We start from the raw sequence: 12,293 nt of genomic DNA, 5'->3' as shown, positions 1-12,293 counted from the left end.
CTCAGCGCTCCCCGTCCAGGCTGGTCGTCTCGAGCCCGGGCCGGTACATCAGCCCGATGGCGGCGCGCATATCGCCCTTCTTGCGCTGCGCGGTCATGCGGCGGCTGTCGCGCTCGCGATAGTCGCTTTCGATCCGCTCGACCTCCTCCTCCTCGAGACCGAGCGCGACGAGCGCCTGCCGGCCCATGCACACCGCGCTTTCGAACACCTCGCGCACCGAGCCCGCGATCTCGATGCCGTGCAGCGCGATCGCGTGGCGCCGGTCATAGAGGCGGACGAGGATGCGGATCGAGGGAAAGGCCTCGCGTATCGCGCGCAGCGTCTCGGCGTCGGGCTTCTCGTCATCGATGCACAGGCACAGCAGCCGCGCCTCGCCCGCGCCCGCCTGGCGGAGCAGGTCGAGCCGCATGCCATCGCCGTAATAGACCTTGATCTCCATGCGATCGCCAATGTCGATCACGGCGGGATCGAGATCGATGATCGTCACCGAAAGCCCGTGGGCGAGCAGCATTTGGGTCACCGTCTGGCCGAACCGGCCATAGCCGACAACGATCGCGCTCGCCTGCTCGGCCTCGTCCGGAGTGGACAGGCCGCGCAGCTTGGCCCCCGCCTCCTCGCCGCCGAAGCGCCGCGCCAGCGACATCAGGAAGGGCGTGGTCGCCATCGAAAGCGTCACCACCGCCGAGAACAGGCTCGCCGCCTGCGGCGCGATCAGCATCGCGGCCTGCGCCTGGCCGAACAGCACGAAGCCGAACTCGCCGCCCTGGCTCAGCAGCAGCCCGAGCGCGAAGGCGGCCTTGCGCTCCATCCCCACGAGCCGGGCGATGACGAACAGCACCAGCGTCTTCACCACGATCAGCGCGGCCGCGAGCGCCAGTACGAATAGCGGCCGCGTGGCGATCGCGGTCAGATCCAGCATCATGCCGATGGTCAGGAAGAAGAGGCCGAGCAGGATCGAGCGGAAGGGCTCCACATCCGCCTCGAGTTCGTGGCGATAGGGGCTGTCCGCCAGCATCACCCCGGCGACGAAGGCGCCGAGCGCGGTCGAGAGATGCAGCACCTCCATCAGCGCCGCCGCGACGAGCACGGTGAACAGGCCCGCCGCGACGAACATCTCGCGCTCGCCCAGCCGGCCGATCAGCCGGAACAGCGGATTGAGCAGGAAGCGGCCGAGCAGCACCAGCGCGAGAATGGCGCCGAGCGTGGACAGGCCCATCACCCAGCCGGGCGGATCATGCGCATCGGCCGGCGCGCGCGACAGGGCGGCGATCACCGTGATCAGCGGGATGATCGAGAGATCCTGGAAGAGCAGGATGGAGAAGGCCCGCTCGCCAAAGGGCGTGTGGAAGCGGCCCTGGCTGCGCAGCAGCGGCAGCACCTGCGCGGTGGAGGACAGCGCCAGCGGCAGGCCCAGCGCAAGCGCCGCCGCCGGGCTGAAGCCGGTGAAGAAGAACACCACCGCGCTGATCGCCAGCCCCGCGATCAGCACCTGCGCGAGGCCGAGGCCGAAAATCTCCTTGCGCAGATCCCAGAGCCGGCGCGGCCGCAATTCCAGCCCGACGAGGAAGAGCAGCAGGGTGATGCCGAAATCGGCGATGCCCATCTTGCCCTCGGCATCGCCGACCAGCCCCAGCATCTGCGGCCCGATCGCGACCCCGGCGACGAGATAGCCCAGCACCGCGCCCAGGCCGAAGCGCCGGAACAGCAGCACCGCCGGCAGCGCGGCGCCCAACATGGTGGCGCCATCATAGAGAAGCGTGGTGGGATCGGCGCCGCCGCTCACGCCGGCACGTCCGCCCGCGCGGCCGCCTGCGCGGCGGCGTCCGCCACCGCCTCGAACGCCAGCCGGATCGAGGCGTGGCGCGCGCTGTGCGCCCGCGCCGGGCCGAAAATCTCCAGCCCCGGCCAGGCGCCGCTATCGTCCCGATCGCCCGCCAGAAAGGCGCCCAGCGCGTCGCGCGCCGCCGCCAGCTCCCCCGGGGTGCGGCCGATCGCGTGATCGCCCATCAGCGCCGCCGAGGCCTGGCCGAGCGCGCAGGCGCGCACCTCCTGCCCCAGCGCCGCCACGCGCCCGTCCGCGTCGAGCCGCACCGTCACCGTCACCCGGCTGCCGCAGATCGGCGACCGCCGCTCGGATCGGCCCTCCGCCGGATCCAGAAGCTGGTGATGCGGAATGCTCGCCGCGAGGCGCAGGATGGTGGAATTGTAGAGCGCTGCCGACATGCGCTCCAGATAGGCCGTCAGGCGCCATCCGTCGAGTTCGAGACGGCAACGTCGTCCGCCGGCGTGCCCAGCCGGCGCCGCGCGACGAGATCGTCGATCGCCCGGCGGCTCGCCTGGAGCAGCTTGTAGCTGCGCGCGGTGCGCACCCAGTCGGGGCGCGCGGCGGTGCCGCCAAAGCCGATATCATAGACGAGATTGCCCGCCATGAAGAGCAGGGTGACGCCGATCAGCCCCTTGATCGCGCCGAAGCCCAGGCCGAGCAGCCGGTCCACCGGCCCGAGCACCGAGGTGCGCGTGCGTCGGCCGATCCGCTCCGCCAGGAAGCGGCCGCCGAAAAAGACGAGCCCACTCACCGCCACAAAGGCGAGCAGCCCCGCCCCGGCGCGCGTGGTGAGATAATGACCGAGCAACAGCGTGGCCGGCGCGTAGAACAGCTTGAGCGCGATCACCACGCCCACCCAGGCGAAGAGCGACAGCACCTCCCAGACAAAGCCGCGCATCAGCCCCAGCGCGGCGCCGCCGCCGATGAAGAGCAGCACCACGATGTCGAGCAGGGTCAGCGAGGCCATGGCGCGGCTCTAGGTGGCGCGCCCAGGGCCGTCAACGCGCGCACGCGCCGCGCGCCGCGCGCGTCACTCGGTCGTCGCCCCGCGCGCCGCCTCGCGCCGGCTCGTCACCGTCGCCACGATCACGTGGAGCAAAGTCTGACCCAGCGCATCCTCGACATGGACGCGCCAATGCCCCTCCCCCGCGAAGCCCGGATGTTCCGCCAGATAGGCGCCGAGCGTGCGCACCGCCTCGATCCGCGCCGCGTCCAGGCTCTCGCTCTCGATCGCCCGCCGATCTTGTTCCCGTCCCTCGAAACTGATGAAGTAGGTCGCCATTTCGGCCCTTTCTCATGCGCCCCTCCCACCGCCAACGCGCCGCGCCGCCCGGCGGGCGCAGGGGCGCACGCCCGGCAGGGGCAAGTCCTTGGCCCACCCGCCGGCTCAGCGACCCAGCAGATGGTCCACCAGCGCGCCGAGGCTGGCGAAACGGCTGGCGGCGAGCGGGCTCGGCTCGGCGGCGGCGGCGCTGTGCGGGAGCAGCGCGCGCTCGAAGCCGAGCTTGGCGGCCTCCTTCAGCCGCAGCCCGGCATGGGCGACGGGCCGCAGCTCGCCCGACAGCGCGACTTCGCCGAAGGCCACCGCATCCGCCGGCACCGGCCGCTCCGCCAGGGCCGAGACCAGGGCCGCCGCCACCGCCACGTCCGCCGCGGGATCGGTGACGCGATAGCCGCCGGCGACGTTGAGATAGACTTCGGCGGTGGAGAAGCTCAGCCCGCAGCGCGCCTCCAGCACCGCGAGGATCATCGCCAGCCGCCCGGAATCCCAGCCGACTACGGCGCGACGCGGCGTCGCCCCGCTGGCCAGCCGCACCGTCAGCGCCTGGATCTCCACCAGCAGCGGGCGCGTCCCCTCGATCGCGGGGAAGACCACCGCGCCCGCCACCCCCTCGTCGCGCTGGGTGAGGAACAGCGCGGAGGGATTGCTCACCTCGCCCAACCCCTCCTGCCCCATGGCGAAGACGCCGATCTCGTCCGTCCCGCCGAAGCGGTTCTTGATCGCGCGCAGCACGCGATATTGGTGGCTGCGCTCGCCCTCGAAGGAGAGGACGGTGTCCACCATATGCTCGAGCACGCGCGGGCCCGCGATCGCGCCGTCCTTGGTGACATGGCCGACGAGCATCAGCGCCGCGCCGCTCTCCTTGGCGTAGCGGATCAGTTCCTGCGCCGAAGCGCGCACCTGGCTGACGGTGCCGGGCGCGCCTTCGATCGCGTCGCTGTGCATGGTCTGGATCGAATCGATCACCAGCAGCGCCGGGGTCGGCCCGCCCGCCAGCGTGGCGAGGATATCGCGCACCGAGGTGGCGGAGGCGAGCTGGACGGGCGCCTTGTCCAGCCCCAGCCGGCGCGCGCGCAGCCGCACCTGATCGGCCGCCTCCTCGCCGGAAATATAGGTGACGCCGCGCCCGGCCAGCGCCAGCCGCGCGGCGGCCTGGATCAGCAGCGTGGATTTGCCGACGCCCGGATCGCCGCCGATCAGCGTCGCCGAGCCCGCGACGAGGCCGCCGCCCAGCGTGCGATCCAGTTCGGCGATGCCGGTGGCGAGCCGGGGCGGCACGGGAATTTCGGCGTCCAGCCCCACCAGCGTCACGGCGCGGCCGCCGCGCCGCAGATCATGCTTGGCGGCGAACACGCTGGCCGTGGGCGCGGCCTCCTCGCTCAGCGTGTTCCATTCGGCGCAATCGCCGCACTGGCCCTGCCAGCGGTGCGACACGCCGCCGCACGCCTGGCAGACATATCGCCGCGCCACCTTCGCCATGTCCGCCCCGTCATCCGTTGAACGAAGCGGGAACATAGCAAGGCGCGGCGCGGCCGACAACCGCGCCGCGCGCGTCGCCGCTTACTGGGCGGAGAGGCCCTGCACCATTTCCAGGTGATGCTGCACGATCGGCGCGATCTCGCCGGCGGCCTGCTTCAGATGGGTGGCGGTGCCGTTGTTGGCATAATCCTGCATCAGCGCCAGCGCCTCCTGGTGCGCGGCCTGCTGCTGCGTCACATAGAGCCGGTCGCGCTCGGCGCCCTTGACGGCCTTGAGCTGAGCGATCTTACGCGCCTTGTCGGGGGTCAGCTTGGGCGTCATCGGCGGCAGCTTGTCCTGGCTGGCAGCCTTCGTGACCATCGCCGTGCTCTTGGTGTGGTCGGTGATCATCTGCTGCGCGAAGCTCTTGATCTCGCGGTTGGACGAAGCCAGCTCGAGCCGCGAGGACTGGATTTCGAACTGATCGCTCGCGCCCGCCTTGGCGACGAAATCCTTGGGCGAGGTGGCGGTCTGCGCCTGGGCGCCGGCGGCGAGGCCAAGGCCGAGGGCGGCGACGAGCAGGGAATGGCGAACGAGCATGGCAATCCTCCCAAAGATCCGCGAGGCAGTCGCCCCACACGTCGCCCCAACGCGCCACGAGCCGCTTATGTCCTGAGATAAGATGTTGATTGATATACGTTAATCTCCTGTGTTGCAGGCCCGGAGCGAAGCTGTAGGCTGATCCTATGCGGGAGAGGGAATTGCGCCTCGCGCTGGTCTGCTATGGCGGGATCAGCCTGGCGGTCTGGATGCACGGCATCACGCGCGAGGTGTGGCACCTCGCGCGCGCCGGACGGACAGGCGCTACGCCTGAGGGCCCGGTGGAGCGCGTCTATGCCGATCTGCTCGCCGCGCTCGAGGGCGCCGGACTGCGGCTGACGGTATTGGTGGATATATTGGCCGGCGCTAGCGCGGGCGGGCTCAACAGCATCTTTCTCGGCCATGCCATCGCCACCGGCCGCTCGCTCGATCCGCTGACGTCGCTGTGGCTGGACAAGGCCGATATCGAGGCGCTGATGGATCCGGCCGCCCGCCCCGGCTCCCGGCTCGCGAAAATGTGGGCGACGCCGCTCGCCTGGGCGGCGGCGGCGCGCGAGGCGGGGCTCGCCGCCGATCTCGATGCCGAGGCGCGCGAACAGGTGCGCGCCAAGCTCGGCGGCTTTGTCCGGTCGCGCTGGTTCGAGCCGCCCTTCGGGGGCGCCGGCTTTTCGGGGCTGCTGCTCGATGCCTTCGATCGGATTGACGCCGGAACGGCGGGGCCGCCGCTGCTGCCGCCGGGCCATCCGCTGGACCTGTTCGTCACGGTCACCGATTTCCACGGCTATCCCGAACGGCTGCGGCTCCACTCGCCCGCCGAGGTGGTGGAGACGGAGCATCGCCTCACGCTCGCCTTCCGCGATCGCGGGGCGGGCGCGCGGCGGCTGGCCGATCCCATCGATCTCGTCTTCGCCGCGCGCGCCACCGCGAGCTTTCCGGGCGCCTTCCCGCCCTTCACCGTCGCCGAACTGGACGCGCTGCTCGCCGCGCGCGGCCGCCCCTGGCCGGGACGCGCCGCCTTCCTCGCCCGGGCCCTGCCGCGCCACTGCGCCGCCGGGCTGGTCGAGCAGGCGGTGCTGCTGGATGGCTCGGTGCTGGCCAACGCGCCCTTCGCGCCGGCGATCGCGGCGTTGCGCAACCGTCCGGCGCGGCGCGAGATCGTGCGGCGCTTCCTGTGCGTCGATCCGCATCCCGGCACGCACCTCGTGCAGCTGCGCGGCGGCGGCGGCGCGGCGGCGGGGCCGCCTTCCTATCTCGCGACGCTGCTCGGTGCCCTGTCGGACATTCCCCGGCAGCAGCCGATCCGCGACGCGCTGGAAGCGCTGGAGCGCCGCTCCGCCGCCATCGCCCGGATGCGGCGCCTCACCGAGCGGCTCGCCCCCTATGTCGAGCAGGCGAGCGAGGCGGCCTTGGGGCCGATGCTGCTGGTGGACCGGCTCACCCCGGCACGGCTGGGCGCGTGGCGCCGCCGCGCCGCCCGCCGCGCCGCGCGCCACGCCGGCTATGCCCATGCCGCCTACGCCGCGCTGAACCTGGCCGCCATTCTCGACGAGATCGCGACGCTGTTCGCCGCGCTGGGCGGCGCCGCGCCGGCGGCGCTGCGCACCGCGCTGGATGCCGCCACCCAGGGGCTCGACGCCGCCGGCATCCACGGATTCTTCGAGGCGCAGGATCTGCGCGGGCGGATCCGCCGGCTGCGCGGCGTCGCGCGGCGGCTGGATCGACTGGAGGAGGCGGGGGATCTTGCCCCGGCCGAGGCGCAGCCCGCGCGCGAGGCGCTGCTCGCCGCGCTGGCGCCCTTCCTCGCGCTCGCCGGCGACGATGGCTATGATCCCGCGCTCGCCGCGCTGGCGGCCGACGCCCCCGCCGCGCCGATGGCGGCGCTCGCCGCGCTGGCGGCGGCGCGCGCGCTGCCCGCGCAGGATGCGGAGGCCGATCGCCTGCTCGCCGCCGCGCTGGCGCCGCTGCCGCGCGCGCCGCGCCGGGCGCTGCTGCTCGCCTATTGCGGCTTCCCCTTCCACGATGCCGCCACCCTGCCCCTGCTCCAGGGCGACGGGCTGGACGAGAATGATCCCGTCGCGGTGGATCGGCTGGCCCCCGAAGATGCCGTGGCGATCCCCGGCTTCGGCCCGGATCCGCTGCTCAAGGGGCTGCGCTTCCACGGCTTCGGCGCCTTTTTCAGCCGCGTCTGGCGCGAGCATGATTATCTCTGGGGCCGGCTGCACGGCGCCGAGCGGCTGATCGACATCGCCGTCTCCGCGCTTCCCGCCGGCGCCGCGCTGCCGGCGGAGCGGGTCGCCGGACTGAAGCGGCGCGCCTTTCGCGCCATCCTGGCGGAGGAGCGGCCGCGCCTCGGCGCCTCGGGCGCGCTGATCGATCGGATCGCCGCCGCGATCGGCTGAGGCCCCTCTGGCATCCGCCCGGCTTTCCGCCTAGGCTCGCGCCATGCAGTTCCTGAAAACCCTCTTCTGGGTCGTGCTCGCCACCGCCGCCGTGGTCTTCGCGATGCACAATTGGACTCCCATCCTGATCTCGCTGTGGGGCGGGCTGCTGGTCGAGGCCAAATTGCCGGTGCTGCTGTACGGCGCCTTTCTGCTCGGCCTGCTGCCCGCGCTCGCCTGGCACGGCGCCAGCCGCTGGCGCGCGGGCCGTCGCATCGATGCGCTGGAACGCGCGCTCGCCGAGGTGCGCATCGCCGCCGCCCCGCCGCCCGCGCCGGTCCCGGCCGCGCCGTCGGCGCCGCCCTCGACGGCGATGGCGGTCGCGCCGCTCGTCGTGCCCGCCGCGCCGGCCGATCCGCTGGCCGATGCACCGCCCGCCCAATCCTGATCGTCACGGAAGCGCTGAATGTCCTATCACTCGCCCCTGTTCGTCGCCCTCGATACGGACCGCCTCGATCATGCCCGCGCGCTGGCGGAGGCGGTGCGGCATCATGTCGGCGGGCTCAAGCTGGGGCTGGAATTCTTCGCCGCCAACGGACCGGCGGGGGTGCGCGCCATGGCCGATCTCGATCTGCCGATCTTCCTCGATCTCAAGCTGCACGACATTCCCAACACCGTCGCCAAGGCGATGGCCGCGCTGGCGCCGCTGCAGCCGGCGATTGTCACCGTCCATGCCGCCGGCGGCCGCGCGATGATGGAGGAGGCCAAGGCCGCCGCGCCCGAGCACACCAGGGTCGTCGCCGTCACCATGCTCACCAGCCTGGACACGGAGGATCTGCGCGCGATGGGCGTGGGCTCGAGCCTTGCCGAGCAGGTGGAGCGGCTTGCGGCGAACGCGCGCGACGCCGGGCTGGACGGCATCGTCTGCTCGGGCGAGGAGGTGGCGATGGCGCATCGCGCCTGGCCCAAGGGGTTGCTGGTGGTGCCGGGCGTTCGCCCCGCCGATGGCCCGGTGGGCGATCAGAAGCGCGTCGTCACCCCGCGCGAGGCGCGTGATCGCGGCGCCTCGGTGCTGGTCGTCGGCCGGCCAATCACCGCCGCCGAGGATCCCGACGCCGCCGCCCGCGCCATCGCCGCGACGCTCTGATCGGCGGCCGCCGCGTCAAAGCGGCTGACGTTTAAGCCAATCGCGCCTATATGGCCGGGGCCATGCCTGTCAGCGCCAAGATTTGCGGCCTTTCGACGCCCGATACGGTGGATGCCGCGATCCGTCACGGCGCCGCCTATCTCGGCTTCGTCTTTTTCCCCAAGAGCCCGCGCGATATCGCGCCCGAGCGCGCCGGCGGCTTCGGATCGCCCGCGCATGTCGGCCGGGTGGGCGTGTTCGTCGATCCCGAGGAGGATCTGCTCGCCTATGCGGTGCGCGCCGCCCGGCTGAGCGCGGTCCAGCTCCACGGCGCCGAAACGCCGGCGCGCGTCGCGGCGCTGCGCCAGCGGCTCGGCGTGCCGGTGTGGAAGGCGGTGGCGGTGCGCACCCGCGCCGATCTCGACGCCGGCCGCGCCTATCGCGGCGCCGCCGATCGCCTGCTCTACGATGCCAAGCCGCCGCCCGGGGCCGACCTGCCCGGCGGCCTCGGCCTCCGCTTCGACTGGAGCCTGCTCGACGGCTTCGACCATCCCCTGCCCTGGCTTCTCTCCGGCGGGCTCGACGCGGCCAGCGTCGGCGACGCGGTGGGGATCAGCGGCGCCCGCCTGCTCGACATCTCGTCGGGCGTGGAGCGCGCGCCGGGCGTGAAGGATGTGGACAAGATCGCCACCTTCCTGCAAGCGACCGCCCGCCTATGACCATCGCCAACTCGCTCCGCGCCCAACCCGATCCCAGCGGCCATTTCGGCGGCTTTGGCGGCCGCTACGTCGCCGAGACGCTGATGCCGCTCATCCTCGATCTGGAGCGCGAATATCGCGCCGCCAAGCAGGATCCGGCCTTTGCCGCCGAACTGTCGGGCCTGATGACCCATTATGTCGGGCGGCCCAGCCCGCTTTATTACGCGGAAGGGCTTACCGAGGCGTTCCGCGCCGCCGCGCCGCCCGGACGCGGCCCCAAAATCTATCTGAAGCGCGAGGAACTCAACCATACCGGCGCGCACAAGATCAACAATTGCGTCGGCCAGATCCTGCTCGCGCGGCGCATGGGCAAGACCCGGATCATCGCCGAGACCGGCGCCGGCCAGCATGGCGTGGCCACCGCCACCGTCGCCGCCCGCTTCGGCCTGCCCTGCACCATCTTCATGGGCGCCAAGGATGTCGAGCGGCAGCAGCCCAATGTCTTCCGGATGAAGCTGCTGGGCGCCGAAGTGCGTCCCGTCACCTCCGGCGCGCAGACGCTCAAGGACGCGATGAACGAGGCGCTGCGCGACTGGGTCGCGAATGTGCACGACACCTTCTACATCATCGGCACCGCCGCCGGCCCGCATCCCTATCCGGAGCTGGTGCGCGATTTCCAGTCGGTGATCGGCACCGAGGCGCGCGCCCAGATCCTCGAGGCCGAGGGCCGGCTGCCCGATCTGCTGGTCGCGGCGATCGGCGGCGGATCCAACGCCATCGGCCTTTTCCATCCGTTCCTCGACGATGCCGAGGTGCGGATGCTGGGCATCGAGGCGGCGGGACACGGCGTCGAGAGCGGCGCCCACGCCGCCAGCCTCACCGGCGGCCGGCCGGGCGTGCTGCACGGCAACCGCACCTATCTGCTGCAGGACGAGGACGGCCAGATCGCCGAGGCCCACTCCATCTCGGCGGGGCTCGATTATCCCGGCATCGGGCCGGAGCATAGCTGGCTGCACGAGATCGGCCGCGTCACCTATGAGGGCGTCACCGATACCGAGGCGCTCGACGCCTTCCAGCTCTGCTGCCGCGTCGAGGGCATCATCCCCGCGCTCGAATGCAGCCACGCCATCGCCGGCCTGTCGCGCCACACCGGCGCGATGGACCGCGACGCGATCGCGCTGCTCAACCTGTCGGGCCGTGGCGACAAGGATATCTTCACGGTCGCCTCGGCCATGGGGGTGACGCTGTGAGCCGGCTCGCCACCACCTTCGCCTCGCTGCGCGGCGAGGATCGCGCGGCGCTGGTCGCCTTCGTCACCGCCGGCGATCCCAGCCCCGCCGCCACCCCGGCGATCCTCGACGCGCTGGTCGCCGCCGGCGCCGACGTGATCGAGCTCGGCATGCCCTTCACCGATCCCATGGCCGATGGCCCGGCGATCCAGCAGGCCGATATCCGCGCGCTCGCCGCGGGCACGCGCACCGCCGACATTCTCGAGATCGTGCGCGGCTTCCGCGCGCGCCATCCGGCGGTGCCGCTGGTGCTGATGGGCTATGCCAATCCGATGGTCGCGCGCGGGCCGGCCTGGTTCGCCAAGGCCGTGGCCGAGGCGGGCGTGGACGGAGTGATCTGCGTCGACGTGCCGCCCGAGGAGGATTCCGCGCTCGGCCCGGCGCTGCGCGCGGCGGGGGTGGATATGGTCCGCCTCGCCACCCCCACCACCGACGATCGCCGCCTTCCCGCCGTGCTCGAGGGCGCCTCGGGCTTCCTCTATTATGTCTCGGTCGCGGGCGTCACCGGGCTGCAACAGGCCGCCGCCGGCAGCATCGAGGAGGCGGTCGCCCGGCTCAAGGCCGGCACCGATCTGCCCGTCGCCGTCGGCTTCGGCGTCCGCACGCCCGAACAGGCCGCCGCCATTGCCCGGATCGCCGATGGCGTGGTGGTGGGCTCGGCCATTGTCGAGGCGCTGGCGCGCGCGGGCGGCCATCCCCAGGCCGCCGCCACGCTTGTCGCCCACCTCGCCGCCGCCATTCGCGGCGCCCGCAAGGATCTTGCCGCATGAGCGATTCCTGGCTCGACCGCGTCCGCAATTCGCTGCCCTTCGTCAGCAAGCGCGAGACGCCCGAAAATCTTTGGTACAAATGCCCCAATTGCGGCACCATGGTCTTCCTCAAGGAATTCGAGGAAAACCAGAATGTCTGCCCGAAATGCGAGCATCACGGGCGGATCGGCGCGGCCAAGCGCTTCGACATTCTGTTCGATGGCGGCGTCCACACGCCGCTGCCGCCGCCCACGGTGCGCGAGGATCCGCTCAAATTCCGTGACACCAAGCGCTATGCCGATCGGCTGAAGGCGGCGCGCACCAGCACCGGCGAGCCCGATGCCTTTCTCGTCGCCAAGGGCGAGATCGAGGGCCGTCACGCCGTTGTCGGCGTGCAGGATTTCGGCTTCATGGGCGGATCGATGGGGCTGGCGGTCGGCGCCGCCTTCGTCGCCGGCGCGCATGCGGCGATCGCGGAGCGCGCGCCCTATATCGTCTTCACCGCCGCCGGCGGCGCGCGGATGCAGGAGGGCATTCTCAGCCTCATGCAGATGCCCAAGACGACGGTCGCGATCCAGCAGCTGCGCGAGGCGGGCCTGCCCTATCTGGTGGTGATGACCGATCCCACCACGGGCGGCGTCACCGCCAGCTACGCCATGCTGGGCGATGTCCAGATCGCCGAGCCCAATGCGCTGATCGGGTTCGCCGGCCAGCGCGTGATCGAGCAGACGATCCGCGAGAAGCTGCCCGAAGGCTTTCAACGCTCCGAATATCTGCTCGAGCATGGCATGCTCGACATGGTGGTGCATCGCCACCAGCTGCGCGAAACGCTGGCCCGGCTGATCGCCTATCTCGCGCCCGAGCCGGCGCCGGCCGGCTGACACGATC

13 protein-coding genes are annotated in these 12,293 nt (G+C 71.9%); 7 read left to right on the top strand and 6 right to left on the bottom strand.

The features are described 5' to 3' along the window. Position 1: 1 nt before the first annotated feature. From LHA26_RS12875 to LHA26_RS12850, 6 genes are all read right to left on the bottom strand, one after another. A complete protein-coding gene (locus LHA26_RS12875; RefSeq protein WP_252168387.1) occupies positions 2 to 1,735 on the bottom strand; it encodes a cation:proton antiporter domain-containing protein in 1,734 nt (577 codons plus the stop codon). A gap of 44 nt (positions 1,736 to 1,779) precedes the next feature. Further along, positions 1,780 to 2,223: an iron-sulfur cluster assembly scaffold protein gene (locus LHA26_RS12870; RefSeq protein WP_252166001.1), complete on the bottom strand. Its 444-nt coding sequence runs from the start codon at positions 2,221 to 2,223 to the stop codon at positions 1,780 to 1,782. Positions 2,224 to 2,240: 17 nt separating this feature from the next. After that, positions 2,241 to 2,792, bottom strand: coding sequence for a CvpA family protein (locus LHA26_RS12865; protein ID WP_437441215.1), 552 nt, complete (start codon positions 2,790 to 2,792; stop codon positions 2,241 to 2,243). Between the two features lie 63 nt (positions 2,793 to 2,855). Beyond that, entirely contained in the window at positions 2,856 to 3,107 is a 252-nt protein-coding gene (locus LHA26_RS12860) for a DUF6894 family protein (protein ID WP_252166000.1), read from the bottom strand. 105 nt (positions 3,108 to 3,212) lie between these two features. Then, positions 3,213 to 4,586, bottom strand: coding sequence for a DNA repair protein RadA (gene radA / locus LHA26_RS12855; RefSeq protein ID WP_252165999.1), 1,374 nt, complete (start codon positions 4,584 to 4,586; stop codon positions 3,213 to 3,215). 81 nt (positions 4,587 to 4,667) lie between these two features. Then, on the bottom strand, positions 4,668 to 5,165 hold the full coding sequence (locus tag LHA26_RS12850) for a DUF4142 domain-containing protein (protein WP_252165998.1): 498 nt from the start codon (positions 5,163 to 5,165) through the stop codon (positions 4,668 to 4,670). Between the two features lie 146 nt (positions 5,166 to 5,311). Between LHA26_RS12850 and LHA26_RS12845 the strand changes: the two genes are divergently transcribed. From LHA26_RS12845 to accD, 7 genes are all read left to right on the top strand, one after another. Continuing rightward, positions 5,312 to 7,564, top strand: a complete 2,253-nt coding sequence (locus tag LHA26_RS12845; protein WP_252165997.1) for a patatin-like protein — start codon at positions 5,312 to 5,314, stop codon at positions 7,562 to 7,564. Positions 7,565 to 7,607: 43 nt separating this feature from the next. Next, positions 7,608 to 7,991, top strand: coding sequence for a hypothetical protein (locus tag LHA26_RS12840; RefSeq protein WP_252165996.1), 384 nt, complete (start codon positions 7,608 to 7,610; stop codon positions 7,989 to 7,991). 18 nt (positions 7,992 to 8,009) lie between these two features. Continuing rightward, positions 8,010 to 8,690, top strand: coding sequence for an orotidine-5'-phosphate decarboxylase (gene pyrF / locus LHA26_RS12835; RefSeq protein ID WP_252165995.1), 681 nt, complete (start codon positions 8,010 to 8,012; stop codon positions 8,688 to 8,690). A gap of 62 nt (positions 8,691 to 8,752) precedes the next feature. Next, positions 8,753 to 9,388: a phosphoribosylanthranilate isomerase gene (locus LHA26_RS12830; RefSeq protein ID WP_252165994.1), complete on the top strand. Its 636-nt coding sequence runs from the start codon at positions 8,753 to 8,755 to the stop codon at positions 9,386 to 9,388. Continuing rightward, positions 9,385 to 10,617, top strand: a complete 1,233-nt coding sequence (gene trpB / locus LHA26_RS12825) for a tryptophan synthase subunit beta (RefSeq protein ID WP_252165993.1) — start codon at positions 9,385 to 9,387, stop codon at positions 10,615 to 10,617. Before LHA26_RS12830 ends, trpB begins: the two co-directional genes overlap by 4 nt. Beyond that, entirely contained in the window at positions 10,614 to 11,426 is an 813-nt protein-coding gene (trpA, locus tag LHA26_RS12820; protein ID WP_252165992.1) for a tryptophan synthase subunit alpha, read from the top strand. The genes trpB and trpA overlap by 4 nt, the downstream gene beginning before the upstream one ends. Next, positions 11,423 to 12,286: an acetyl-CoA carboxylase, carboxyltransferase subunit beta gene (gene accD, locus LHA26_RS12815; RefSeq protein WP_252165991.1), complete on the top strand. Its 864-nt coding sequence runs from the start codon at positions 11,423 to 11,425 to the stop codon at positions 12,284 to 12,286. The genes trpA and accD overlap by 4 nt, the downstream gene beginning before the upstream one ends. Positions 12,287 to 12,293 lie beyond the last annotated feature (7 nt).

Origin of the sequence: Sphingomonas morindae (assembly GCF_023822065.1) — a bacterium.
Lineage (GTDB): Bacteria > Pseudomonadota > Alphaproteobacteria > Sphingomonadales > Sphingomonadaceae > Solisphingomonas > Solisphingomonas morindae.
This window is presented reverse-complemented; position numbering and strand designations above follow the sequence as displayed.

Excerpts from the sequence above, each read along its gene's own strand:
- LHA26_RS12875 (WP_252168387.1), bottom strand. The coding sequence starts at position 1,735 with ATGTTGGGCGCCGCGCTGCCGGCGGTGCTGCTGTTCCGGCGCTTCGGC.
- LHA26_RS12870 (WP_252166001.1), bottom strand. The coding sequence starts at position 2,223 with ATGTCGGCAGCGCTCTACAATTCCACCATCCTGCGCCTCGCGGCGAGC.
- LHA26_RS12865 (WP_437441215.1), bottom strand. The coding sequence starts at position 2,792 with ATGGCCTCGCTGACCCTGCTCGACATCGTGGTGCTGCTCTTCATCGGC.
- LHA26_RS12860 (WP_252166000.1), bottom strand. The coding sequence starts at position 3,107 with ATGGCGACCTACTTCATCAGTTTCGAGGGACGGGAACAAGATCGGCGG.
- radA (WP_252165999.1), bottom strand. The coding sequence starts at position 4,586 with ATGGCGAAGGTGGCGCGGCGATATGTCTGCCAGGCGTGCGGCGGCGTG.
- LHA26_RS12850 (WP_252165998.1), bottom strand. The coding sequence starts at position 5,165 with ATGCTCGTTCGCCATTCCCTGCTCGTCGCCGCCCTCGGCCTTGGCCTC.
- LHA26_RS12845 (WP_252165997.1), top strand. The coding sequence starts at position 5,312 with ATGCGGGAGAGGGAATTGCGCCTCGCGCTGGTCTGCTATGGCGGGATC.
- LHA26_RS12840 (WP_252165996.1), top strand. The coding sequence starts at position 7,608 with ATGCAGTTCCTGAAAACCCTCTTCTGGGTCGTGCTCGCCACCGCCGCC.
- pyrF (WP_252165995.1), top strand. The coding sequence starts at position 8,010 with ATGTCCTATCACTCGCCCCTGTTCGTCGCCCTCGATACGGACCGCCTC.
- LHA26_RS12830 (WP_252165994.1), top strand. The coding sequence starts at position 8,753 with ATGCCTGTCAGCGCCAAGATTTGCGGCCTTTCGACGCCCGATACGGTG.
- trpB (WP_252165993.1), top strand. The coding sequence starts at position 9,385 with ATGACCATCGCCAACTCGCTCCGCGCCCAACCCGATCCCAGCGGCCAT.
- accD (WP_252165991.1), top strand. The coding sequence starts at position 11,423 with ATGAGCGATTCCTGGCTCGACCGCGTCCGCAATTCGCTGCCCTTCGTC.